The sequence below is a fragment of the Streptomyces sp. NBC_01298 genome, assembly GCF_035978755.1.
Classification (GTDB): Bacteria; Actinomycetota; Actinomycetes; order Streptomycetales; family Streptomycetaceae; genus Streptomyces.
Genome location: NZ_CP108414.1, coordinates 6561863 through 6585108 on the forward strand (window position 1 = coordinate 6561863; position 23246 = coordinate 6585108).

Genomic DNA, 23246 nt, shown 5'->3' on the forward strand with positions numbered 1-23246 from the left:
ATGACACCAAACCTGACACGTCGTCATGTTCTCGGTCTCGGCGCCCTGCAGACCGCGGCGGCCCTCGGTTTCACCCGGATCGGGCTGCAGTCCGCGGCCGCCGCCGAGCCCGCGGCCGCCACGTACGCCCCCGCCATCGTCGTCGGCTCCGGCTACGGATCCGCCGTCGCCGCGCTCCGCCTCGGGCAGGCCGGCGTGCGCACCGTCGTCCTGGAGATGGGACGGCTCTGGGACACCCCGGGAGCCGACGGGAAGATATTCCCCGCCACCTCCGCCCCCGACCAGCGCTCGATGTGGTTCCGCAACCGCACCGAGGCCCCGCTCGCCCAGTTCCTCTGGCTGGACGTGGTCAACCGCAACATCAGCCCGTATCCCGGCGTCCTGGACCGGGTGAACTACGGCGACATGTCGGTGTACGTGGGCCGCGGCGTCGGCGGCGGCTCCCTGGTCAACGGCGGTATGGCGCCCACCCCGAAGCGCTCGTACTTCACCGAGATCCTGCCCCGCGTCGACGCCGACGAGATGTACGGCACCTACTACCCCCGGGCCCGCGCCATGCTCGGGGTCAACGACATCGACCCGGCCTGGTTCGAGTCCACGGAGTGGTACCGCTTCGCGCGGATCTCCCGCAAGCACGCCCAGAAGACCGGGCTGAGGACCACCTTCGTCCCCAACGTCTACGACTTCGAGTACATGAAGCGCGAGGCCGCCGGCACCGCCACCAAGTCGGCCCTCGCGGGCGAGGTCATCTACGGCAACAACCACGGCAAGAAGAGCGTGGACAAGACCTACCTCGCCGCCGCCCTGGGCACCGGGAACGTCACCATCGAGACCATGCAGCGCGTGGTCGGCGTACGGCGGGACCCGGCGGGCGGCTACGTCCTGACCGTCCAGACCAGCGACCTCACCGGCCGGGTCACCCAGGTCCGCGAACTGGGCTGCAAGCAGCTCTTCCTCGGCGCCGGCAGCCTCGGCACCACCGAGATCCTGCTGCGCGCCCGGGAGACCGGCACCCTGCCCGCGCTCAACGACAAGGTGGGCCTCGGCTGGGGCCACAACGGCAACGTCATGACCGCCCGGGCCAACCACCTCTGGGACACGGTCGGCGCCAACCAGGCCACCATGCCCGCCCTCGGCATCGACGACTGGGACAACGCCTCGAACCCGGTCTTCGCCGAGATCGCCCCGCTCCCGATGGGCTTCGAGCACTGGATCTCGATGTACCTGGCCATCACCAAGAACCCGGAGCGCGGGCACTTCACCTACGACGCCGCCAGCGACTCGGCGAAGCTCCAGTGGACCCGGGACCAGAACACCCCGTCCGTCCAGGCGGCCAAGCGCCTCTTCGACCGGATCAACCGGGCCAACTTCACCATCTACCGCTACGACCTGTTCGGCGACAACAAGAACTTCGCCGACAACTTCACCTACCACCCGCTGGGCGGCTGCGTCCTCGGGGACGCGACCGACGACTTCGGCCGCGTCAAGGGCTACCAGGGCCTCTACGTCACCGACAGCTCGCTGATCCCCGGATCCCTCGGCGTGAACCCCTTCGTGACCGTCACCGCCCTTGCGGAGCGGAACATGGCCAGGGTGCTCGCCGAGGACCCGCGCTAGTCCCTGGAGTCGTCCTCAGCCCCGGTAGAGGGCTTCGATCTCGTCCGCGAAGTCCTTCGCCACCACATTCCGCTTCAGCTTCAGCGAAGGCGTGATGTGCCCGGACTCCTCCGTGAACTGGGAGGGCAGAATGCGGAATTTCCGCACCGATTCCGCCTTGGAAACCGCCGCGTTGCCGTCGTCCACGGCCTTCTGGACGGCGGCGACGAGATCCGCGTCCTCGCGCAGCTGGGCCGCCGTCACGCCGGCCGGCTTGCCGTTCTCCGCGGCCCACCGGCCCAGGAACTCCTCGTCGATGGTGACCAGCGCGGCCACGAACGGCCGCGCGTCGCCGACCACCATGCACTCCGCGACCAGCGCGTGCGCCCTGATCCGGTCCTCGATCACCGCGGGGGCGACGTTCTTGCCGCCCGCCGTGACGATGAGCTCCTTCTTGCGCCCGGTGATCGCCAGGTAGCCGTCCTCGTCGAGGGTGCCGACGTCGCCGGTGTGGAACCAGCCGTCGGTCAGCGCGTCGGCGGTGGCCGTCGGGTTGTTCCAGTACTCCTTGAAGATGTGCTCGCCGTGCAGCAGCACCTCGCCGTCGTCGGCGATGCGCACCACGGAGCCGGGGAGCGGCTGGCCGACCGTACCGATCTTCGTCTTGTCCCACGGGTTGAAGGCCGTGGCGGCGCAGGACTCGGTCAGGCCGTAGCCCTCCAGCACCGTGAAGCCGATGCCGCGGAAGAAGTGGCCGAGCCGCTCGCCCAGCGGGGCCCCGCCGGAGATCGCGTACTCGCCGCGCCCGCCGAGGACCGCGTGGAGCTTGCTGTAGACCAGCTTGGAGAACAGCTTGTGCTTCAGCCGCAGCTTGAGGGACGGCCCGCCGGGCAGGTCCAGCGCGCGGCTGTACGCGATCGCCGTCTCGGCCGCCGCGTCGAAGATCTTGCCCTTGCCGTCGGCCTGGGCCTTGGCGCGGGCGGAGTTGTAGACCTTCTCGAAGACGCGCGGCACGCCGAGGATCAGCGTGGGCCGGAAGGACTGCAGCTCGTCGGTGAGGTTCTTGATGTCCGGTACGCAGCCCAGCCGGATCGGCGCCAGCACGGCCGCCACCTCCACCAGGCGGCCGAAGACGTGCGCGGCCGGCAGGAAGAGCAGCACGGAGCACTCGCCGGTCCGGAAGAGCGGGTGCAGCCGGGCCACGATGTTGCCGACCTCGGCGAAGAAGCTGCGGTGGGTCAGCACGCAGCCCTTGGGGCGGCCGGTGGTGCCGGAGGTGTAGACGATGGTGGCCGGGTCGTCGGCGCCCGCCAGTGTGCTGCGCTCGTCGACCTCGGCGTCGGAGATTCCGGCGCCGGCGGTCCGCAGCGTCTCCAGGGCGCCCTGCTCGATCTCCCAGACCTCGCGCAGTTCCGGCAGCCGGTCGCGCAGGGCGGCCACGGACGCTGCGTGCGCGGGGGACTCCACGACGACGGCGACGGCGCCGGAGTCGCCGAGGATCCACTGGATCTGCTCGGGGGAGCTGGTCTCGTACACGGGGACCGTGACGGCGCCCGCGCTCCAGATCGCGAAGTCGATCAGCACCCACTCGTAGCGGGTGCGGGAGATCAGGGCGACCCGGTCGCCGGGCTTGATGCCGGCCGCGATCAGGCCCTTCGCCGCGCTGCGGACCTCGGCGAGGAACTCGGTCGCGGTGACGTCCTGCCACGCGCCGCCGACCTTGCGGGCCATGACGGCGGTGTCGGGATGCTGAGCGGCGTTGCGGCGGATGAGATCCGTCAGGTTCCCGTCCGACGGGACCTCGTACAGGGCCGGAAGGCTGAACTCGCGCAAGACTGCTGCTCCTCTGGGCGCCATCGCCACCATGTGGACCGACCGGACGTTACCCACCGGTAGGGGGTTCCGGATAGAGGGAACCGGCCAGATGTTCCCTGCGTCACATGTCGCGGTCGTGTCCTGCCGACATTAGTCGACCCGGTTTGCGACTCGGAAGTAACCGCAGGTCCGGCCGCCTGAGCCGATTCCCTCCCCGCGGTGCCCAAGCGCGCCTAGGGTGGCCGCATGGGTGGCTCTATGGGTGGCACGAAGAACCGGACACGCGTCCACGTCGTCAGCGACGTCCACGGCAACACCGAGGCCCTGGCGCGGGCCGGGGAGGGCGCCGACGCGCTGATCTGCCTCGGCGACCTGGTCCTCTTCCTCGACTACGCCGACCACTCGCGCGGCATCTTCCCCGACCTCTTCGGCGTCGAGAACGCCGATCACATCGTGGAACTGCGCACCGCCCGCCGTTTCGAGGAGGCCCGGGACTTCGCCCGCGGGCTGTGGGCCGGGCTGGACCGGGAACGGCTCGTCGAGGGCGCGGTCCGGCGCCAGTACGCCGAGATGTTCGCCGCCTTCCCCCGGCCCACGTACGCCACGTACGGCAATGTCGACATCCCCCGGCTCTGGCCCGAGTACGCCGGCGCCGGCCTGACCGTGCTCGACGGGCAGCGCGCCGAGATCGGCGGCCGGGTCTTCGGCTTCGTCGGCGGCGGACTGCCCTCGCCGATGCGCACGCCCTACGAGGTGCCCGAGGAGGAGTACGCGGCCAAGGTGGAGGCGCTGGGCGAGGTCGACGTGCTCTGCTCGCACATCCCGCCGGAGGTGCCGGAGCTCTGCTACGACACCGTGGCGCGGCGCTTCGAGCGGGGGAGCGGGGCCCTGCTCGCCGCGATCCGCCGGGTACGGCCCCGGTACGCGCTCTTCGGCCACGTCCACCAGCCGCTCGCCCGGCGGATGCGGATCGGCGCCACCGAGTGCGTGAACGTCGGGCACTTCGCCGCCACGGGAAGGCCGTGGGCCCTGGAGTGGTGAGCTCCTGACGCGCGATAGCCTTCACGCGGCGGCCCAGGCCGTCCGCACTTTCCTCGAACTCCCCCCGGAGGAGCGACCGCGATGGCGGAACACACCAGCTCGAGCATCATGATCGAGGCGTCCCCGGCCGACGTCATGGCCGTGATCGCCGACTTCGCCCGCTACCCGGAGTGGACCGGCGAGGTGAAGGAGGCCGAGGTACTGGCGAAGGACGACGCCGGCCGGGCCTCGCGCGTCCGGCTCCTGCTGGACGCGGGCGCGATCAAGGACGACCACACGCTGGCCTACACCTGGCCGGCGGAGAACACGGTCAGCTGGACCCTGGACAAGTCCCAGATGCTGCGGCAGCTGGACGGGTCCTACCAGCTGGCGGCGGTCGCGGGCGGTGCGCGCACCGAGGTGACGTACTCGCTGACGGTGGACGTCAAGATCCCGATGCTCGGGATGATCAAGCGCAAGGCGGAGAAGGTCATCATCGACCGGGCCCTCGCAGGCCTGAAGAAGCGCGTGGAAAGCCACCCCGACCCTTCCTGACGCGCCGCTCGCACCGCTGCGACGGACTCCGTCCGTCGGTGGCGGGTCGGGGCTGCGGCCGCTGCCGTCTCGGCGTGGAGCTGGTGGGCGGGTGCGGGTGGGTCGGCCCTGCGGGGCGGGGTCCCCTACCCGCCCTTCGCCCGTTCCCCGGGCTCTGCCCGGACCCGTTCCGGGGGCCAGCCCCCGGACCCCCGCTCCTCAAACGCCGGAGGGGCTGGATGTACCCAGCCTCGCCGGCGTTTGAGGCGCGGGGTCTGGGGCGGAGCCCCAGGGGGTCCGGGCGTAGCCCGGGGTCCGTTCCTTTCAGCCGGTCCGGCGTTTGAGGACCGGGGTCCGGGCAGCGCCCGGGGAACGGTGGAAGGGCGGGTAGGGGAACTCCGCCCCGCGCAGCGGCAAAGGGGCGCAGCGGGGACTCTGCCCCGCGCAGCGGCGTTCTGTGGCCCGGCCGGGGCGGCGGCCCTGGGGACCGGGGGCCCAGTGGGACCCGGGGGCGTGCGAGGCTGGCTGCGGCCGGTCGGCGGTCCCACCGGGATGCGGGGCCGGGCACCCGCGGAGCTAGGAGCAGCATGCACACCCTTCTCGTCACCGGCCCCGGCGGCGCCGGGCGGAGTACCGTCGCGGCGGCCACCGCGCTCGCCGCCGCACGGCAGGGGCACCGGGTGCTCCTGCTCTGCACCGGCCCCACCGACCCGCCGGTCACCCCGCAGGGCACGCTCAGGGTGGCCCGCGTCGACTCCGGCGAGGAGTTCCGGCGCGAACTCGTCGAGCTCCAGGAGCGCGGCTCCGCGGTCCTCGGGATGCTCGGCGCCCGCCCGCTGCACACCGACGAGATCACCGAACTGCCCGGCGCCGAGCAGTTCGCCCTGCTCCGCGCCCTGCGGCGGGCCGCGGACGAGCCCGGCACCGACCTCGTGGTGGTAGACCTGCCCCCGCTGCACCAGGCGATCACCACCCTCGCCCTCCCCGCCCAGCTCCGCCGCTACCTCGCCCGGCTGCTCCCCGCGGAGCGCCAGGCGGCCCGCGCCCTGCGCCCCGTACTGGCCCAGCTCGCCGGCGTCCCCATGCCCGCGCAGTGGCTGTACGAGGCCGCCGCCCGCTGGGACGAGGACCTGGCGGCCGTCCAGGACGTGCTGGAGGCCCCCACCACCTCCGTACGGCTCGTCGCCGAGCCGGGACCCGGCGCCGACGCCGCGCTGCGCCTGGGCATGCTCGGGCTCGCCCTGTACCGGCTGCCCGTTTCGGCGCTCGTCGCCAACCGGATGCTGCCCGCCGGATCCACCGACCCCTGGCTGGCGGGACTCGCCGCCCAGCAGGAGAAGTACGCCGCCCAGTGGGCCGGCGACGAGAGCCTCCCCGTGCTCCCCGTGCCCCACCTGGGCCGGGACCCGCACGGTCCCGAGGACCTCGCGGAGCTGGCCCCGGCACCCGCCCCGGCGACCGCGCCCCGCCCGGCCTGGACCGTCGAGGACCGGATCGCCGAGGACGGGGTGCTGCTGTGGCGGGTCCCGCTGCCCCGCGCCGAGAAGCGCGAGCTCGGCCTCGTCCGGCGCGGTGACGAGCTGCTGCTCACGGTGGGCCCGTACCGCAGGATCGTTCCCCTGCCCGCCGCGCTGCGCCGCTGCACCGTCTCCGGCGCCGCCCTCGCCGACGACGAGCTCCGCATCCGCTTCACCCCGGACCCGGAGCTGTGGCCCCGGAGCGGGGGAAAGGCGTAGCGGGCGGCCCCGGAGGTCCCGGCGGCCTGGGGGGCGTACCGCCGTTCGGGTAACGTCGAGGTAGTAGGAGCAGGAATCCCTACCGCACGCCCGCCGCCGCAGCAGGAGAGTCCGCCATGAGCGAGGCCACCGACCGCCCCACCGATCCCTCCTCCGGGGACGACGCCTGGGCCGAGGCCTGCGCCGAGGACCTCGCCGCCGAGCGGGAGCGCCGCAGGTCCGAGCAGGGCGCCTCCGGGAGCGCGGGCACCGGGACCGCCGCCGAGGAGCTGTTCAAGCTCTTCGAGGCCGTCGCCGACAAGGTGTCCGACAAGGTCTCCGCGCTGAACAACCCGCTGTTCGGCGTGGCCGCGCAGGGCGCCGTACGGCAGTTCGTCAACCAGGCGAAGACCGCCGCCAAACCCGTCGTCGAGCGCAACCCCGAGGTTTTCGACCACCTCGCGGCGGCCGGCTCGGAGCTGCTCGCCGCCTACCGTTCCGCGGTCGAGGGCCACGAGCGCCGCTGGACGCGCGACGAACCGGCCCCCGGACGGGGCGGCGGGACCGCCGGCGACCCCGCCGGCGACGCCGCCGGAAACGCGAAGGACCCCCGTGACGAGGACGGCGACGGCCCGACCGAGCGGATCGATCTCGACTGAACCCCGCCCTCGCTCGGGTACGGTTGACAGCGGCGGGGTTTGACCGGAAACCGAGGGACTAATGGGACTCACCATCGGCGTCGACATCGGCGGCACGAAGATCGCGGCCGGCGTGGTCGACGAAGACGGCACCATCCTTGAGACGTACAAGGTGCCTACGCCGCCGACCCCGGACGGAGTGACGGACGCGATCTGCGCCGCCGTCTCCGAGGTCAGCGCCAGCCACACCATCGACGCGGTCGGCATCGGCGCCGCCGGATACGTCGACGACAAGCGCGCGACCGTACTCTTCGCGCCGAACATCAACTGGCGGCACGAGCCGCTCAAGGACAAGGTCGAGCAGCGCATCGGCCTGCCCGTGGTCGTCGAGAACGACGCCAACTGCGCCGCCTGGGGCGAGTACCGCTTCGGCGCCGGCCAGGGCCACGAGGACGTCATCTGCATCACGCTCGGCACGGGTCTGGGCGGCGGCATCATCATCGGCAACAAGCTCCGGCGCGGACGCTTCGGCGTGGCCGCCGAGTTCGGCCACATCCGGGTGGTCCCGGACGGCCTGCTGTGCGGCTGCGGCAGCCAGGGCTGCTGGGAGCAGTACGCCTCCGGGCGCGCGCTCGTCCGGTACGCCAAGCAGCGCGCCAACGCCACCCCCGAGAACGCGAAGGCACTCCTCGCGCTCGGCGACGGCACCCCCGACGGCATCGAGGGCAAGCACATCAGCGAGGCGGCCCGCGCCGGCGACCTGGTGGCCATCGACTCCTTCCGCGAGCTGGCCCGTTGGGCGGGCGCCGGCCTCGCGGACCTGGCCTCGCTCTTCGACCCGTCGGCGTTCATCGTCGGCGGCGGCGTCTCGGACGAGGGCGACCTGGTCCTCGACCCGATCCGCAAGTCCTTCAAGCGCTGGCTGATCGGCGGTGCGTGGCGCCCGCACGCGCAGGTGCTCGCGGCCCAGCTCGGCGGCAAGGCCGGCCTGGTCGGCGCCGCGGACCTGGCCCGCCAGGGCTGAAGCCCGCCCCGCGGGAACCCGTATCGGTGGAACTGCCCGCCGCGCCCCCTGGGGCGCGGCGGGCAGTCTCGTTATGTTGCCGGGTATGGAACAGGAACAGGGACTGGAACACGAACGCGCCGAGCTGCCGAACTCCCTTACCGAAGCCGATGGTTCCGCCGTGATCCGGGTGCTCTCCTACAACGTCCGCTCCCTGCGCGACGACGAGGACGCGCTGGCGCGGGTCATCCGCGCGTGCGCACCGGACCTGGTGTGCGTCCAGGAGGCGCCGCGGTTCTTCCGGTGGCGCAAGCACGCGGCGCGACTGGCCTCGAAGTGCGACCTGGTGGTCCTGTCGGGCGGTGCGACGGCGGCGGGCCCGCTGCTCCTGTGTTCCCTACGGGCCTTCGTGGAGCGGACCGAGGACGTGCTGCTGCCGCTGACCCCGGGCCGCCACCGGCGGGGCTTCGCCACGGCGGTCGTACGGCTGGGCGGGGTCCGGGTCGGGGTCCTGAGCGCGCACCTCTCCCTGGACGGCCCGGAACGCCTCGCCCAGGCGGAACTGCTCCTGGACCGGCTCGCCGGGATGGACGTGCCGTACGCGATCGCCGCGGGGGACATCAACGAGGGCCCCTCGGGGCCCGCCTTCCGCCGGCTGGCGGGGGCCCTGCAGGACTGCCGGGTGGCGGCGCCGTGGGGTGGGGAGCACACGTGGGTGCGGTCGTCTCCGCCGCGGCGGATCGACGCGGTCTTCGCCAGCGCGGGGGTGCAGGTCCTCGCCTGCGGCGTCCCCGAGGGGCTCCCGGGAGTCACCCCCGACGACCTGGCCACCGCCACGGACCACCTCCCGGTCCTGGCCACCCTCAGGCTCCCTTCTTGACGCGGAGCTCGCACCGCTGCGCCGGACTCCGTCCGGCGGTGGCCGGGCGGGGCTGCCGCCACCGCCGTCCCGGCGCGGGGGTACATCCAGCCTCGCCGGCGTTTGAGGCGCGGGGTCTGGGGCGGAGCCCCAGGGCCTCGGGCGCAGCCCGGGGCCCGGCGGGTCAGGGCGGAGCCCTGGGAACGGTGGAAGGGCGGGCAGGGGACTTTCGCCCCGCAGGGCCAAACCACCCGCACCCGCCCCCCCGGCCCGCCCACCGGCCCGCACAGCGACGGCACACCACGACGGCGGAGCCGTCAGGGCTGCGGGCTAAACCACCGCGCCCCGACCGGGGTCGTCGTCATCGTCCTCGTCCGTGGACATCCGCGCGACCAGGGTCGCGAAGCCGCCCAGGAAGCCGCCGACGCCCAGCGTCGTCAGCCACCAGGTCATCTCCCACTGCAGCAGCACCGCCAGGAGCAGCAGGACCGGTCCGCCCACCACCGCCAGCCAGGCGAACTTCGACGTCGCGTCCGCCTCCGGCAGCTCCGGCTCGGGGGGTACGAAGTGCCCCTCGTCCTTCGCGGCCCCGGGCGAGTCGTCGGGCTCGGCCAGGGAGTGGTCCCGGGGACCCGGCCCGATCGCGCCGCCCACGCCCGGGGCGAACACCACCGAGCTGCCCAGGGCCGCCGACGGCGGCTCCGGGGAGGCCGGGCCGGCCGGGGCAGCCGGGCTCGCCGGGGCAGCCGGGCTCGCCGGGTCGGCCGCCGGCGCGGGGCCGGCCGGTTTCACGTCCTCCTCCGGCAGGAGGAGGTTCTCGATCGGCCGGAACGGTCTCGCGCCCGGCGGGTCCGCGGGCTCCTGCCCGTAGCCGGCCACGATCGCCGCCCACGCCGCTTCCTCGTCCAGCGGGGGGACACCCCCCGAAGACTCCTCGTGCTCAGCCACCGCTGGCCGCCCCCTCCCTGCCCAAGCTCTCCGACAGCCGCCCGACGAACGCGTAGCTGTCCGCGAAGATCCGCTCCGCGTCATGGTCCAACGTCGCGACGTGGTAACTCTGTTCCAGCAGCGTCTCGGTGACGTCCGTGGAGGACACCCGCGCCAGGATCCGCGTCGAGTCCGTCGGCCGCACCACGTGGTCCTGCGGGCTGTGCAGCAGCAGCAGCGGCTGCGTCACCTGCGGCAGTTCGGTGTCCAGCATCCGCAGGAACGTGCGCAGCGAGTGTGCGGCCCGGGTCGGGACCCGGTCGTAGCCGACCTCGTCCGCGCCCGGCTTGGCGATGTCGCTCGCGATGCCCGGCGTCGACCGGATGAAGTGCTTGACGACCGGCAGGGCCACGGCCAGCGGGTCGTGGATCTTGTTGACCGGGTTGACGAGGACGATGCCGCTGACGCTGTCCCCGTGCTTCGCCGCCAGCCGCAGGGCCAGCGCGCCGCCCATCGACAGCCCGAAGACGAACACCTGCTCGCAGCTGCCCTGCAGCTCCCGCAGCGCGCGGTCGACCTCGGCGTACCAGTCCTGCCAGCCGGTGAGCTGCATGTCCTGCCAGCGCGTCCCGTGCCCGGGGAGCAGGGGCAGTGACACCGACAGTCCCTGCGCGGCCAGATGCTCGGCCCAGGGCCGCATCGACTGGGGGGAACCGGTGAAGCCGTGGCAGAGGAGGACGCCGACCTTTCCGCCCTCGTGGCGGAACGGCTCGGCTCCAGGGAGGACGGGCACCAGGGTCTCCTTCGAGGGGGGCGTGGGGTGCGTAGCGCTGTGTGACTTCACCGTACGCGACGGGGGTGGCACCGACCAGGGTCGTCGGACGGCTCCCGGTACGACCAGGGGATAAGGTCTGTTCGACAGACACAGGAAGGCTTTCGAGTTGATCTACGGCGCAATGAAGTTCTCGATCGGCGGTTCCCTGAAGCTCGCCTTCAGGCCGTGGGTGGAGGGCCTCGAGAACATTCCCGCAGAGGGGCCGGCGATCCTCGCGAGCAACCACCTGTCCTTCTCCGACTCCTTCTTCCTCCCGGCCGTGCTGGACCGCAAGGTGACCTTCATCGCGAAGGCGGAGTACTTCACCTCCCCGGGAGTCAAGGGCAAGCTGACGGCCGCCTTCTTCAAGGGCGTCGGCCAGCTCCCGGTGGACCGTTCCGGTGCGCGCGGGGCCGGCGAGGCCGCCATCAAGAGCGGCATCGACGTCATCGAACGCGGAGAGCTGTTCGGTATTTACCCCGAAGGGACGCGTTCACCCGACGGTCGGCTCTACCGTGGGAAGCCCGGCGGTCTGGCCCGGGTGGCGCTGGCCACCGGAGCGCCCGTGATCCCCGTCGCGATGATCGACACGGAGAAGATCCAGCCGCCGGGAAAGGTGGTGCCCAAGCTGATGCGCCCGGGCATCCGGATCGGCAAGCCGCTGGACTTCAGCCGCTACCACGGGATGGACGGGGACCGCTTCATCCTCCGCTCGGTGACCGACGAGGTCATGTACGAGATCATGAAGCTCTCCGGCCAGGAGTACGTCGACATCTACGCGACGGCCGCCAAGCGCCAGATCGCGGACGCGGAGAAGGCCGCCGCGAAGAGCGAGAAGGCCGAACCGGCCGTCTCGGACACCGACAAGTAGCAGCACACGGGCGGGACCGCCCGTACGGGGTGGGGGAAATGGCGAAGCGCGAGCGCGTCGTGCGCATGTCGGTCGAGCAGCCGCTGTGGCGCGCCCTGACGGCCTACCGGCTGCTCACCATGGTCTACGCGGCCCTGCTGTTCGCCTCCGCCTACAAGGAGTTCGACCGCCCCTGGATCGCGGTCGCCTACCTGGCCTTCCTGGCCGGCTGGACCCTGGTCACCCTTCCCAAGGTGGCCAACGCCGCCAGTTGCACCAAGCGGTTCCTGGGCGCCGACCTCACCGTCGCCTGCGTCGGGATCCTGCTCACCCCGCTCGCGGACAGCCACGCACGGGTCACGGGCGGCGGTCCCACCCTCCCCTCCATATGGACCGCGGGCGCGGTCCTCGCCTTCGCCATCAAGGGCGGCTGGCGCTGGGCCTGTTTCGCCTCCAGCTTCGTCGCCGCCGCGAACCTCGTACAGCGCGGCGAGCCCACCCGGGACACCCTGCACAACGTGCTCCTGGTCTGGGTGGCCTCCATCGCCATCGGCTACGTCGTCGAGGTCGCCCGGGCCAGTGAGGCCACCCTCGCCCGCGCCCTGGAGATCGAGGCCGCCACCCGCGAGCGCGAACGCCTCGCCCGCGACATCCACGACGGGGTCCTCCAGGTCCTCGCCATGGTCCAGCGGCGCGGCACCGAACTGGGCGGGGAGGCGGCCGAGCTCGGCCGGATGGCGGGGGAACAGGAGGTCGCGCTGCGCACCCTGGTCTCCAGCGGACTGGCGCGCCCCTCCCGGATCTCCCGCGACGAGGCGCTCGGCGCGATCGTGGCCTCCTTCGAGGTGGAGGAGCCCGGCGAGGAGGAGGGCGAGCTCGATCTGCGGGCCCTCCTGGCCCCGCACGCCGGCTCGCGGGTGAGCTTCGCCGAACCGGGCACCCCGGTGCCGTTGCCCGTGCCCGCCGCGAGGGAGCTGGCCGCGGCGGTCGGCGCCGCCCTCGACAACGTGCGCAAGCACGCGGGTGAGGGGGCCAGCGCCTGGATCCTGGTCGAGGACTGGGGCGACGAGGTGATCGTGACCGTCCGGGACGACGGTCCGGGCATCCCGGCCGGCCGGCTCGACCAGGCCGAGGGGGAGGGCCGGATGGGAGTGGCACTGTCCATCCGGGGCCGCCTCCGCGACCTCGGCGGCAGCGCCGAGCTGGTGTCCGTCCCGGGGCAGGGCACCGAAGTGGAACTGAAAGTACCGAGGGGGAGCACCAAGTGAACGAGTCGAACCAGTCGAACCAGTCGAACGAGCCGAACGGGCAGAACGGGCAGAACGGCCTCGGCGGCATCAAGGTCATGGTCGTCGACGACCATCCGATGTGGCGGGACGCGGTCGCCCGCGACCTGGCCGCCGCCGGCTTCGACCTGGTGGCCACCGCGGGCGACGGGCCCGAGGCGGTGCGCAGGGCCCGCGCCGCGGCCCCGCACGTCCTGGTCCTCGACCTCAACCTCCCCGGCATGCCCGGCGTGCAGGTCTGCAAGGAACTGGTCGGTGCCAACCCGGCGCTGCGGGTCCTCGTGCTCTCAGCGAGCGGCGAGCACGCCGACGTCCTGGAAGCCGTGAAGTCCGGCGCGACCGGCTACCTGCTGAAGTCCGCGGGCGCCCAGGAGCTCATCGACGCCGTACGCCGCACGGCGGCCGGCGACCCCGTCTTCACCCCGGGCCTGGCCGGCCTGGTCCTCGGCGAGTACCGCCGCCTCGCCACCGACCCGGCGCCCGCCGCCTCCGACGAGCCGAAGGCCCCGCAGCTCACCGACCGGGAGACCGAGGTGCTGCGGCTGGTGGCCAAGGGGCTCTCGTACAAGCAGATCGCGGAACGGCTCGTGATCTCCCACCGCACGGTGCAGAACCACGTGCAGAACACCCTGGGCAAGCTCCAGTTGCACAACCGCGTGGAGCTCGTCCGGTACGCGATCGAGCGCGGCCTCGACGACGCCTAGGGCCGACGAGGGGCGAGGCCGCCGCTCGTACGAGTGAACGGGCGGATGCAACGCCCCGCAATTCCCCCGGAATTGACCCTTCCCGGCATCTTGCTGTGACCTGAGTCACCACTAGCGTGACCGTCATGCGGGCCCCGCGGCCTCAGCGGGCCCTGTGGCGAAGGGAAATTCCATGAAGGTCGGAGTGCTGACGGGCGGCGGCGACTGCCCCGGGCTCAACGCGGTGATCCGCAGTGTCGTGCGCAAGGGCGTCCAGGAGTACGACTACGAGTTCATCGGTTTCAAGGACGGCTGGCGCGGAACGGTCGAAGGCCGCACCGTCCCGCTCGACATCCCCGCCGTCCGCGGGATCCTGCCGCGCGGCGGGACCATCCTCGGCTCCTCGCGCACCAACCCGTTCAAGCTGGACGACGGGGTCCGCCAGATCAAGGAGAACCTCGCCAAGTACGAGGTCGACGCCCTCGTCGCGATCGGCGGCGAGGACACCCTGGGCGTGGCCGCCAAGCTCTACGAGGAGTACGGCATCCCCTGCGTCGGGGTCCCCAAGACCATCGACAACGACCTGTCGGCCACCGACTACACCTTCGGCTTCGACACCGCCGTCGGGATCGCGACCGAGGCCATCGACCGGCTGCACACCACCGCCGAATCCCACATGCGGGTCCTGGTCGTCGAGGTGATGGGCCGGCACGCCGGCTGGATCGCCCTGCACTCGGGGCTCGCGGGCGGCGCCAACGTCATCCTCATCCCGGAGCAGCGCTTCGACGTGGACCAGGTCTGCGCCTGGGTGAGCTCGCGCTTCAAGGCGAGCTACGCGCCGATCGTGTGCGTGGCCGAGGGCGCGATGCCCAAGGACGGGGACATGGTGCTGAAGGACGCGACGAAGGACTCCTTCGGGCACGTCCGGCTGTCCGGCGTGGGCGAGTGGCTGGCCAAGGAGATCGAGGCGCGGACCGGCAAGGAGGCCCGTACGACCGTACTCGGGCACATCCAGCGGGGCGGCACCCCGAGCGCGTTCGACCGGTGGCTGGCCACCCGCTTCGGGCTGCACGCGATCGACGCGGTGCGCGACGGGGACTTCGGGAAGATGGTCGCGCTGAAGGGGACGGACATCGTGCGGGTGCCGATCGCCGAGGCGACGGCGAAGCTGAAGACGGTGGATCCGGCGCTGTACAAGGAGGCCGGAGTGTTCTTCGGCTGAGTGGCTGAGCCGCAGCGCGGGACCGGAGCATGGGTCGTAAGGTGACGAACGACCCATGGTCCGATCCTTTGGCGCAGCACGGGAGTAAACGTGGAGATCCTGGCATTCGGGGTGACGGCGGACGAGAAGCCGCTCATCGAGAAGGCCTTCGCGGGCCAGCACGAGGTGCGCTGCCTGGACGTCTTCCTCAGCGAGGACACCGCCCCCATCGCGGCCGGGTACGAGATCGTCTCGTCGAGCGTCAACGCGGACCTGAACGGCCGGGTGCTGCGCACCCTGGCGGCGGGCGGGACGAAGATGATCGCCCAGCGCTCCACGGGCTTCAACAACATCGACCTGGAGGTCGCGCGGCAGCTCGGCCTGACGGTCGGGCGGGTCTCGTACTACTCCCCGTACTCGGTGGCCGAGTTCGCGTGGACCCTGGCCATGGCCGTGAACCGGCGGATCGTCCGGGCCTCGAACCGTACGCGGGACTTCGACTTCCGGCTGAACGGCCTGATGGGCCGCGACATGCGCGGCCGCACGGTGGGCGTGCTCGGCACCGGCAAGATCGGCGAGGCGTTCACCCGGATCGCCCACGGCTTCGGGATGAACCTGCTGGGCTGGGACGTGGCGCAGAACCCGGCGTGCGTGGAGCTGGGCATGAAGTACGTGGACAAGGACACGCTGTTCGCCTCCTCGGACCTGATCAGCCTGCACGTTCCGCTGCTGGACTCCACGCACCACATCATCGGCGCCGAGGCACTGAAGCTGATGAAGGACGACGCCATCCTGGTGAACTCCAGCCGCGGCGGGCTGATCGACACGGACGCGCTGGTCACGGAGCTGCGGTCGGGCCGCTTCGCGGGGGTGGGCCTGGACGTGTACGAGGCCGAGGCCGGGCTCTTCTTCCTGGACAAGTCCCTGGTGGTCGTCGAGGACGACACCCTGGCCCGGCTGATCACCTTCCCGAACGTGGTCGTCACCTCCCACCAGGCGTACTACACCCACGACGCGGTGGGCCAGATCATCGACACCACCGTCGCCAACGTCGCGGACTACCTGGCGGGCCGCAGCTCGGAGAACACCCTGGTGTCCCCTTCTTGACGCGCCGCTCGCGCGGCTCGGCCCTGGCGGGCCTCCCCGGCTTCGCGCCGCTGCGCCGGACTCCGTCCGGCGGTGGCCGGTCGGCGGTGCCCGCCACGGCCGTCTGCCTGCGGGGCCGGTGGGCGGGCGCGGGCGGTTCTTCCCTGCGGGGCGGAGGTCCCCTACCCGCCCTTCTCCCGTTCCCCGGGCGCTGCCCGGACCCGGTCCGCGGTGCGGCAATTTCAGCCTCGCCGGCGCTTGAGGCACGGGGTCTGGGGCGGAGCCCCAGGGAACGGTGGAAGGGCGGGTAGGGGACAACCCCGCGCAGCGGCTACGCCCGGGCGGTCGTGCGGACCTCGGCGATCAGGTCGCGGACCAGTTCCGCGCCCCGGAGGGTCAGGACCGACTCCGGGTGGAACTGGACCCCCGCGAAGCCGCCGGAGGCGGAGCGCAGGGCGTGCACCTCGCCCGTGGCGGGGTCCCGGGAGACCTCGATGCCCCGCAGGGCCAGGGACCGCTCCCGCTCCGCCGAGCAGTGCGCCGCGTACGTGTTGTAGAAGCCGACGACCTCCTCGGCCCCGAACAGCGGGATCCGCGTCTGCGCCCCCTGCGCCGGCTCCGCCTTGCGGACCAGCGGGAGCCCCAGCTCGGCGGCGAGCAGCTGGTGGCTGAGGCAGACCCCGAGCAGCCCGCCCCGGTGCGAGGCCAGCAGCTCCGCCGCCAGCTCGCGCATGATCCGGATCTTCGGGTCGCCGAAGTCCGCCGGGTCGCCGGGGCCGGGGCCGAGCACGATCGGCCCGTCCCAGGCCAGGGCGGCCGCCCGCAGCCCCGGGTCGTCGTAGCGGCGTACGGTCACCTCGAGCCCGGCCACCCGCAGGACGTGGCCCAGCATCGAGGTGAAGGTGTCCTCCCCGTCCACCACCAGCGCGTGGCCCGTCACCTCGGCCGGCCGCTCCTGCATCCGCAGCCAGAACGGCGCCAGGTCCTCGCGGCGTGCGGCCAGGGCCGCCTGGACGCGGGGGTCGTCGGTCAGCCGCGGACCGGAGAAGGCGGGCCGCACCGCGGCCGGGCGCACGCCCAGCGCCGCCAGTACCCCGGCCGCCTTCGCGTGCGTCTCCGCCACCTCGCCCGCCGGGTCGGAGTGCCGTACGAGGGTGGCCCCGACGGGCACCCGCAGCGCGCCGTCCGGCCCGATGTCCGCCGTCCGGATGAGGATGGGGGAGTCGAGGGTCTGCGCGCCCGAGGCGTCCAGGCCCAGCAGGGCCAGCGCCCCCGCGTAGTAGCCGCGGCCGACCCCGTCCTGCCCGAGGGGCTCGTAGCGCTCGATGACCCGGCAGGCGTTCTGCACCGGCGATCCGGTCACCGTCGCCGCGAACATCGTCTCCTTCAGTACCTCGCGCACGTCCAGCGAGGACCGGCCGCGCAGCTCGTACTCGGTGTGCGCGAGGTGCGCCATCTCCTTGAGGCGGGGGCCGACGACCACCCCGCCCATGTCCCCGACCGTGCACATCATCTTGAGCTCCTCGTCCACCACCATGGACAGCTCCTCGGTCTCCTTGCGGTCCCCGAGGAAGGCGAGGAGGGAGTCGGCCGTCGGCCCCCCGGCCGGGTAGCGGTACGTACCGCTGATCGGGTTCATCACGACCGTGCCGCCGGTCATCCGTACGTGTACCTCGGGGCTGGCCCCGACGAGGGTGCGCTCCCCGGTGTGGACCACGTACGTCCAGTACGCGCCCCGCTCGCCCTCCAGCAGCCGCCGGAACAGCGCGAGGGCGTCGGCGCGGCCGAAGCCCTCGATCCGGCCCCGATAGGTGCGGCGGATGACGAAGTTCGCGCCCTCGCCCCGCCCGATCTCGTCCTCGATGACCCGCCGGACGGTGTCCGCGTACTCCTCGTCGGGGACGTCGAAGCCGCCGTCGTCGACCCGTACGGCGTGGGCCGGCAGCGCGGCCAGCGCCTCGGGGAGCGGGATCTCGTACGTCTCCTCGGCGACCAGCACGCTCAGCGGCGTGCCGTCGTCGCGCACGTCGAACCCGCGCTCCCGGATCTGGCGGAAGGGGACGAGCGCCAGGGCGGGCCGTTCGCCGACGGGCAGGTCGGCCAGGTGCTCGGCCTCGTGGACCGGGCCGATCAGCAGCTCGACGGTGTCGTGGTCGCGGCCGGGCGTGCGGCGGCGCAGCAGCGCGAAGGGCGGGCAGGTGTCGTCGAGCAGGCGGCTCAGGAGGGGGTGCGACTGCGTGGGCGTGGGCTGGAGCGGATTCGTGTGGGCGTGCATGGAGTGGGCGTCCTATCCGGTTTCGGAGGGTGGGACGGCCCGGGTTTCCAGCGACTGTGTTGCCTCACAGAACGCGGAAGGCCGCCCCTCGGGGCGGCCTTCGTTTCGCTCGTGTCTTCAGGTACGCGCGAGAAGTGGGCCGCCGGGAGCGGGCCACCACCAGTTCTGGTTCGAGTGCGCGTACATGCCCCGACCCTAGCCCACCGGTCCGGCGGAGGGCCGGCACATGGGGAACTGAACGGGTGAGTAACACAGTGAGAGACATCCGTCTCACGTAGTGGTCCTCGACCTGGAGGCGCGGTGTGACGACGTAATGTGTGTGGGGTGACCGTGAACGCTGAAACCCAAGCCCCCGCCTCCAAGGCGACCTGGCGAGACCTTCCCGCGGCGCAGCAGCCTTCGTACCCCGATGCCGAGGCCCTGCGCGCTGTCGTCGCGGACCTCGAGTCGTATCCTCCCCTCGTTTTCGCGGGCGAATGCGACCAGCTGCGCGCCCGTCTGGGAGCCGTCGCCAAGGGCGAGGCGTTCCTGCTGCAGGGTGGCGACTGCGCCGAGGCCTTCGACGGCGTCTCCGCCGACCACATCCGCGCCAAGCTGAAGACGCTGCTCCAGATGAGCGCCGTCCTGACGTACGCGGCCTCCGTGCCCGTCGTGAAGGTCGGCCGCATCGCCGGCCAGTACTCCAAGCCCCGCTCCAAGGACACCGAGACCCGCGACGGCGTCACCCTGCCGACCTACCGCGGCGACTCCGTGAACGGCTTCGCCTTCACGGAGGAGTCCCGCGTCCCGGACCCCGAGCGCCTCAAGCGCATGTACAACGCGTCGGCCTCCACGCTGAACCTGGTGCGCGCCTTCACCACCGGCGGCTACGCCGACCTGCGCCAGGTGCACGCCTGGAACCAGGACTTCGTCAAGAACTCCCCGTCCGGGCAGCGCTACGAGCAGCTCGCGCGGGAGATCGACAACGCCCTGAACTTCATGAAGGCCTGTGGCACCGACCCGGCGGAGTTCAAGGCCGTGGAGTTCTACGCCTCCCACGAGGCGCTGCTCCTGGACTACGAGGGAGCCCTGACCCGCACGGACTCCCGCACGGGCCGGCTGTACGACACCTCGGGCCACATGGTCTGGATCGGTGAGCGCACCCGCCAGCTCGACCACGCGCACATCGAGTTCTGCTCGCAGATCGCCAACCCGATCGGCATCAAGCTCGGCCCCACCACCACGGTGGACGAGGCGCTGACCTACATCGACCGCCTCGACCCCGACCGCGAGCCGGGCCGGCTGACCTTCGTCGTGCGCATGGGCGCCGACAAGGTCCGCGACAAGCTTCCCGAGCTCGTCGAGAAGGTCACCGCCTCCGGTGCGACCGTCGCCTGGGTCACCGACCCGATGCACGGCAACACCTTCGAGGCGGCCTCCGGCCACAAGACGCGCCGTTTCGACGACGTGCTCGACGAGGTCAAGGGCTTCTTCGAGGTCCACAAGGGCCTGGGCACCCACCCGGGCGGCATCCACGTCGAGCTCACCGGTGACGATGTCACCGAGTGCGTGGGCGGCGGCGACGAGATCTTCGTCGACGACCTGCACCAGCGCTACGAGACGGCCTGCGACCCGCGCCTCAACCGCAGCCAGTCCCTGGACCTGGCGTTCCTCGTCGCGGAGATGTACCGCGACCAGTAGGCCCGCGAGCGCAGTGTGAGCACTTCATGACGATGGGGCGCGGATCGAATGTGATCCGCGCCCCATCGTCGTTCCCAGCTCTTTTAGGGAACCCTAAGTTTGGGTAGGCTTAGGTAAGCCTCACCGAATAGGGGATGGCTGGCCGAACCGTTCCTGTCAGGGAGGTGAACCGCGTGTACGTCTGCTCTTGTTTCGGGATCACCGACAAGCAGGTCAAGGACCACGCGGCTGCCGGGGCCTGTACCCCCCGCCAGATCGCCTCGGCCACGAAGGCCGGCACCGACTGCGGTTCCTGCGTGCGGACCATCCAGGGGCTCCTGGGCCGCGGGGCATGCCCGCGCCGTGAGCTGATGGACAAGGGCAACGCCGCCGCCGTGCTCGCCGCGGACCCGCTGGTACCCGCGGGCGCGGAGCTCGCCGAAGCCGCGTAGGACTCCCGCGCTGGACTCCCGTACGGAGTACTGAGTAAGGCCGGCGAACTAGCTCGGCTGCTCGATCAGCTGCGCGATGTAGAGCGCCTCGCCGATGGACTCGATGAGCTCCAGCTGGGTGTCGAGGTAGTCGATGTGGTGCTCCTCGTCCTCCAGGATCTCCTCGAAGAGCCGCGCCGAGGTGACGTCGCCCTTGCCGCGCATGACCTCGATGCCGCGCTTGAGGCGGTCGATCGCCTCGACCTCGACCTGCCGGTCCGCCTGGAACATCTCCGTCAGCGTCTGGCCCACGCGGACGTGGAAGAGGCGCTGGTAGTTCGGCAGACCGTCGAGCATCAGGATGCGCTCGGTGATCTTGTCCGCGTGCTTCATCTCATCGATGGACTCTTCGCGGGTGTACTTGGCGAGCTTGGTCCAACCCTTGTTGTCCTGGATCCGGTAGTGGAGCCAGTACTGGTTGATCGCCGTGAGCTCGCCGGTCAGCTGCTCGTTGAGGAATTCAAGGACCTCGGGGTCGCCCTGCATCGCAGAGGCTCCTTCCAAAGCAATGTCACAGCAATGTGACGGGGCAGGTGCGCGCATCCTTGCACCGCCGCCGGAGGCCGTCCAGTAAGTGCCTCCTTAGTGGGAGTTACCGTGACTTGCCCGAATCCGGGCGAAGCTGGTCATGACCACCCCGCCAAGTCTGTCACCATGGAGACATGGGTCAGCCGGAAAGCCGGGAATCTCCGGGATCAGAGCAACTGGAGCTTCCCCCGGGGCAGCGGTTGCAGCGAGGCTGGCCGGTCACCCACTACGGGCCGGTACCCAAGTTCAAGCCCGAGCGCTGGGAGTTCCGCGTCTTCGGCGCGACCGCCGACGGCGAGAAGCACTGCTGGAACCACGAGGAGTTCGCGGCCCTGCCGTTCGACTCCGTCGAGGCGGACCTGCACTGCGTGACGAAGTTCAGCATGACCGGCGCCGAATGGGGCGGCGTGCTCGCCCGGAGGGTCCTCGCCCTCGCTCCGCCGTCCCCGCAGGTCACGCACGTGATGGTGTGGGCCGAGTACGGCTTCAGCTCCAACATGCGCCTCGCGGACTTCACCTCCGAGCGGACCGTCTTCGCCACCCACCAAGGTGGTGAACTGCTCACCGCCGAGCACGGTTTCCCGCTCCGGCTGGTCGTACCGCACCTCTACGCGTGGAAGGGCCCCAAGTGGGTCCGCGGCATCGAGTACATGACCGCCGACCGCCGCGGCTTCTGGGAGGAGCGCGGCTACCACAACATCGGCGACCCCTGGCGCGAGCAGCGCTACTCGTACCAGGAGGAGCCGGGGGACGGCCCCGAGCTGTAGCTCATCGGTTCGACGGCTCAGTGGTGGTACTGGTGGACCACCGCGTGACCCTTGCCGCGGCCGATCATCCACTTGTTGACCGGCGTCGTGACGACGAAGGCCACCGCGAACGCGATCCCGAGCGCCGTCCAGAAGAGCGCGTCCGACAGCATCGCGTCCATGGCTCCGGGCCAGAGCAGGATCACCCCGTTGTCGATCAGTTCCATGACGGCGATCGAAAGGGTGTCCGCCGCCAACGCCACCCGAATGGCCGTACGGAAGTCCAGGCCGGCGGCGCGGATCCCGCGCAGGGTGAGCGCGTAGCCGAAGAAGAACGCGAGGACGATCGCGAGGGCCATCGTCGGGCCGTTCCCCCAGCCGAGCGCGGTGCCGATGACCATGCCGAGCACCTCGCCGATGGCGCATCCGGTGAGGCAGTGGAGCGTGGCCCGTGCGGCGGCGGCCCAGGTGACCTTTCCGCCGGCGGCGGTGTGCGCGTGCTCGTGGGAGTGCTCGTGGTGGTGCTCGTGCTGCTGCTCGTGCGGGTGTTCCATGGCAACCCCCTGGCGAGGAACGCCGGATAGCGGCTCTGTCGGTCGATAGGGCAGAACCGTATACCCCACCGGGGTATTCCTCGACAGGTCAGCCGAGCTCGCGCAGCTCCTTCAGCAGCGCCACGTCCGCGGCATGCCCTTCCTTGCCACCCGGCGTCTCGGTGATCAGGGGGACGCCCTCCATCGCCGGATGCGTGAACAGTTCCGCGAAGGCGTCCCGGCCGATGTGGCCCTGCCCGATGTTCGCGTGCCGGTCCTTGTGGGCGCCCACGCCCTCCTTGGAGTCATTGGCGTGCACCAGCTTCAGCCGGCCCTCGCCCACCGTGTCCACCAGCAGGTCCAGCGTCTGCTTCGTGCCGCCCGGCTCGGCCAGGTCGTGCCCGGCCGCGAAGACGTGGCAGGTGTCGAGGCAGATCCCGAGCATCGGATGGCGGTCGAGGGCGTCGAAGTACGGGCCGAACTCATCGGCGGTCGAGCACAGCGAGGAACCCTGCCCGGCCGTGGACTCCAGCAGCAGGAAGGGGTCGTCGTCATGCGTCAGCTCGTCCAGCAGCGGCAGCATGTGCTCCCTGACCTGCGCGTACGCCGCTTCGCGCGGCCGGCCCCCGGTCGCCGAGCCGGTGTGCACGACCACCCCGAGCGCCCCGATCGCCCGGGCCCGGCGCAGCGAGTGCCGCAGCGACTCCACGGACTTCTCCACGGTGGCCTCGGTGTGCGAGCCGAAGTTGATCAGGTAGGGCGCGTGGACGTACGCCGGGATCTCCTCCGCCGCGCAGGCCTCGCGGAACAGCTCGTCCTGGGCCGGATTGCCGACCGGAGTGGCCCAGCCGCGCGGATTGGCGACGAATACCTGCACGGCCTCGGCGCCCATCTCGCGGGCGTACGTCAGCCCGACCGAGGCGAGCCCGCCCGCGACGGGCACGTGCCCGCCCACTGGATTGCGGCTCATCGACTTGTTGTTCATGG

The 23246-nt window shown here is 71.6% G+C and carries 22 protein-coding genes; 15 read left to right on the plus strand and 7 right to left on the minus strand.

Translation table 11 applies throughout. From position 1 onward, the window contains the following. Entirely contained in the window at positions 1–1617 is a 1617-nt protein-coding gene (locus OG730_RS29825) for a GMC oxidoreductase (RefSeq protein WP_327307127.1), read from the plus strand. Positions 1618–1632: 15 nt separating this feature from the next. Here OG730_RS29825 and OG730_RS29830 read toward each other — a convergent pair whose 3' ends face one another. Then, positions 1633–3429 carry an AMP-dependent synthetase/ligase gene (locus OG730_RS29830; RefSeq protein ID WP_327307128.1) on the minus strand — a complete coding sequence of 599 codons (1797 nt, stop codon included), beginning with the start codon at positions 3427–3429 and terminating at the stop codon, positions 1633–1635. Positions 3430–3657: 228 nt separating this feature from the next. Here OG730_RS29830 and OG730_RS29835 point away from each other — a divergent pair, with 228 nt between their 5' ends. The 6 genes from OG730_RS29835 to OG730_RS29860 all read left to right on the plus strand — a co-directional run bounded on the left by OG730_RS29835 (position 3658) and on the right by OG730_RS29860 (position 9201). Continuing rightward, positions 3658–4452, plus strand: a complete 795-nt coding sequence (locus OG730_RS29835) for a metallophosphoesterase family protein (RefSeq protein ID WP_327307129.1) — start codon at positions 3658–3660, stop codon at positions 4450–4452. An 81-nt stretch (positions 4453–4533) separates the two neighbouring features. Continuing rightward, positions 4534–4986 carry an SRPBCC family protein gene (locus OG730_RS29840; protein ID WP_327307130.1) on the plus strand — a complete coding sequence of 151 codons (453 nt, stop codon included), beginning with the start codon at positions 4534–4536 and terminating at the stop codon, positions 4984–4986. Positions 4987–5552: 566 nt separating this feature from the next. Beyond that, complete coding sequence (locus tag OG730_RS29845) at positions 5553–6701, plus strand: ArsA family ATPase (RefSeq protein WP_327307131.1); 1149 nt, start codon at positions 5553–5555, stop codon at positions 6699–6701. Positions 6702–6817: 116 nt separating this feature from the next. Continuing rightward, entirely contained in the window at positions 6818–7339 is a 522-nt protein-coding gene (locus tag OG730_RS29850) for a DUF5304 domain-containing protein (protein WP_327307132.1), read from the plus strand. Positions 7340–7400: 61 nt separating this feature from the next. Next, a complete protein-coding gene (locus OG730_RS29855) occupies positions 7401–8342 on the plus strand; it encodes an ROK family glucokinase (RefSeq protein ID WP_250743712.1) in 942 nt (313 codons plus the stop codon). 85 nt (positions 8343–8427) lie between these two features. Beyond that, complete coding sequence (locus OG730_RS29860; RefSeq protein ID WP_327307133.1) at positions 8428–9201, plus strand: endonuclease/exonuclease/phosphatase family protein; 774 nt, start codon at positions 8428–8430, stop codon at positions 9199–9201. A 309-nt stretch (positions 9202–9510) separates the two neighbouring features. On the opposite strand, the gene OG730_RS29865 is transcribed toward OG730_RS29860, so the two are convergent. Further along, positions 9511–10128, minus strand: coding sequence for a hypothetical protein (locus tag OG730_RS29865; RefSeq protein ID WP_327307134.1), 618 nt, complete (start codon positions 10126–10128; stop codon positions 9511–9513). Next, positions 10121–10900, minus strand: coding sequence for an alpha/beta hydrolase (locus OG730_RS29870; protein ID WP_327307135.1), 780 nt, complete (start codon positions 10898–10900; stop codon positions 10121–10123). Before OG730_RS29870 ends, OG730_RS29865 begins: the two co-directional genes overlap by 8 nt. A 163-nt stretch (positions 10901–11063) precedes the next feature. Between OG730_RS29870 and OG730_RS29875 the strand changes: the two genes are divergently transcribed. From OG730_RS29875 to OG730_RS29895, 5 genes are all read left to right on the plus strand, one after another. Then, positions 11064–11792: a lysophospholipid acyltransferase family protein gene (locus OG730_RS29875; protein WP_327309478.1), complete on the plus strand. Its 729-nt coding sequence runs from the start codon at positions 11064–11066 to the stop codon at positions 11790–11792. A 38-nt stretch (positions 11793–11830) separates the two neighbouring features. Beyond that, entirely contained in the window at positions 11831–13039 is a 1209-nt protein-coding gene (gene macS / locus OG730_RS29880) for a MacS family sensor histidine kinase (protein WP_327307136.1), read from the plus strand. 77 nt (positions 13040–13116) lie between these two features. Beyond that, entirely contained in the window at positions 13117–13761 is a 645-nt protein-coding gene (locus tag OG730_RS29885) for a response regulator (RefSeq protein WP_250743819.1), read from the plus strand. A 172-nt stretch (positions 13762–13933) separates the two neighbouring features. Further along, a complete protein-coding gene (locus OG730_RS29890; RefSeq protein WP_327307137.1) occupies positions 13934–14962 on the plus strand; it encodes a 6-phosphofructokinase in 1029 nt (342 codons plus the stop codon). A 90-nt stretch (positions 14963–15052) separates the two neighbouring features. Next, on the plus strand, positions 15053–16048 hold the full coding sequence (locus OG730_RS29895; RefSeq protein WP_327307138.1) for a 2-hydroxyacid dehydrogenase: 996 nt from the start codon (positions 15053–15055) through the stop codon (positions 16046–16048). Positions 16049–16358: 310 nt separating this feature from the next. Here OG730_RS29895 and OG730_RS29900 read toward each other — a convergent pair whose 3' ends face one another. Further along, positions 16359–18302, minus strand: coding sequence for an anthranilate synthase family protein (locus OG730_RS29900; protein WP_327307139.1), 1944 nt, complete (start codon positions 18300–18302; stop codon positions 16359–16361). A 324-nt stretch (positions 18303–18626) separates the two neighbouring features. Here OG730_RS29900 and OG730_RS29905 point away from each other — a divergent pair, with 324 nt between their 5' ends. After that, positions 18627–19982, plus strand: a complete 1356-nt coding sequence (locus OG730_RS29905) for a class II 3-deoxy-7-phosphoheptulonate synthase (RefSeq protein WP_327307140.1) — start codon at positions 18627–18629, stop codon at positions 19980–19982. Between the two features lie 164 nt (positions 19983–20146). Next, positions 20147–20413 (plus strand): (2Fe-2S)-binding protein, encoded by a 267-nt coding sequence (locus OG730_RS29910; RefSeq protein WP_327307141.1) that lies wholly within the window; start codon positions 20147–20149, stop codon positions 20411–20413. Positions 20414–20461: 48 nt separating this feature from the next. Here OG730_RS29910 and bfr read toward each other — a convergent pair whose 3' ends face one another. Then, the gene (gene bfr, locus OG730_RS29915; RefSeq protein ID WP_112446344.1) at positions 20462–20938 is read right to left on the minus strand and encodes a bacterioferritin; all 477 of its coding nucleotides are present in this window, start codon (positions 20936–20938) and stop codon (positions 20462–20464) included. A gap of 176 nt (positions 20939–21114) precedes the next feature. Between bfr and OG730_RS29920 the strand changes: the two genes are divergently transcribed. Then, on the plus strand, positions 21115–21747 hold the full coding sequence (locus OG730_RS29920) for a sulfite oxidase-like oxidoreductase (RefSeq protein WP_327307142.1): 633 nt from the start codon (positions 21115–21117) through the stop codon (positions 21745–21747). 17 nt (positions 21748–21764) lie between these two features. Here the strand turns inward: OG730_RS29920 and OG730_RS29925 are convergent, their stop codons facing one another. Both OG730_RS29925 and OG730_RS29930 read right to left on the minus strand, forming a co-directional pair. Further along, on the minus strand, positions 21765–22280 hold the full coding sequence (locus OG730_RS29925) for a DUF4396 domain-containing protein (RefSeq protein WP_327307143.1): 516 nt from the start codon (positions 22278–22280) through the stop codon (positions 21765–21767). Between the two features lie 88 nt (positions 22281–22368). Beyond that, the gene (locus OG730_RS29930; protein WP_327307144.1) at positions 22369–23244 is read right to left on the minus strand and encodes a deoxyribonuclease IV; all 876 of its coding nucleotides are present in this window, start codon (positions 23242–23244) and stop codon (positions 22369–22371) included. Positions 23245–23246: the final 2 nt, after the last annotated feature.

What these genes read in the sequence shown, in the direction of transcription:
- OG730_RS29835 (WP_327307129.1), top strand. Translation starts at nt 3,658, where the DNA reads ATGGGTGGCTCTATGGGTGGCACGAAGAACCGGACACGCGTCCACGTC.
- OG730_RS29840 (WP_327307130.1), top strand. Translation starts at nt 4,534, where the DNA reads ATGGCGGAACACACCAGCTCGAGCATCATGATCGAGGCGTCCCCGGCC.
- OG730_RS29845 (WP_327307131.1), top strand. Translation starts at nt 5,553, where the DNA reads ATGCACACCCTTCTCGTCACCGGCCCCGGCGGCGCCGGGCGGAGTACC.
- OG730_RS29860 (WP_327307133.1), top strand. Translation starts at nt 8,428, where the DNA reads ATGGAACAGGAACAGGGACTGGAACACGAACGCGCCGAGCTGCCGAAC.
- bfr (WP_112446344.1), bottom strand. Translation starts at nt 20,938, where the DNA reads ATGCAGGGCGACCCCGAGGTCCTTGAATTCCTCAACGAGCAGCTGACC.
- OG730_RS29920 (WP_327307142.1), top strand. Translation starts at nt 21,115, where the DNA reads ATGGGTCAGCCGGAAAGCCGGGAATCTCCGGGATCAGAGCAACTGGAG.
- OG730_RS29925 (WP_327307143.1), bottom strand. Translation starts at nt 22,280, where the DNA reads ATGGAACACCCGCACGAGCAGCAGCACGAGCACCACCACGAGCACTCC.
- OG730_RS29825 (WP_327307127.1), top strand. Translation starts at nt 1, where the DNA reads ATGACACCAAACCTGACACGTCGTCATGTTCTCGGTCTCGGCGCCCTG.
- OG730_RS29875 (WP_327309478.1), top strand. Translation starts at nt 11,064, where the DNA reads ATGAAGTTCTCGATCGGCGGTTCCCTGAAGCTCGCCTTCAGGCCGTGG.
- OG730_RS29890 (WP_327307137.1), top strand. Translation starts at nt 13,934, where the DNA reads ATGAAGGTCGGAGTGCTGACGGGCGGCGGCGACTGCCCCGGGCTCAAC.
- OG730_RS29885 (WP_250743819.1), top strand. Translation starts at nt 13,117, where the DNA reads ATGGTCGTCGACGACCATCCGATGTGGCGGGACGCGGTCGCCCGCGAC.
- OG730_RS29855 (WP_250743712.1), top strand. Translation starts at nt 7,401, where the DNA reads ATGGGACTCACCATCGGCGTCGACATCGGCGGCACGAAGATCGCGGCC.
- OG730_RS29930 (WP_327307144.1), bottom strand. Translation starts at nt 23,244, where the DNA reads ATGAACAACAAGTCGATGAGCCGCAATCCAGTGGGCGGGCACGTGCCC.
- OG730_RS29850 (WP_327307132.1), top strand. Translation starts at nt 6,818, where the DNA reads ATGAGCGAGGCCACCGACCGCCCCACCGATCCCTCCTCCGGGGACGAC.
- OG730_RS29900 (WP_327307139.1), bottom strand. Translation starts at nt 18,302, where the DNA reads ATGCACGCCCACACGAATCCGCTCCAGCCCACGCCCACGCAGTCGCAC.
- macS (WP_327307136.1), top strand. Translation starts at nt 11,831, where the DNA reads ATGGCGAAGCGCGAGCGCGTCGTGCGCATGTCGGTCGAGCAGCCGCTG.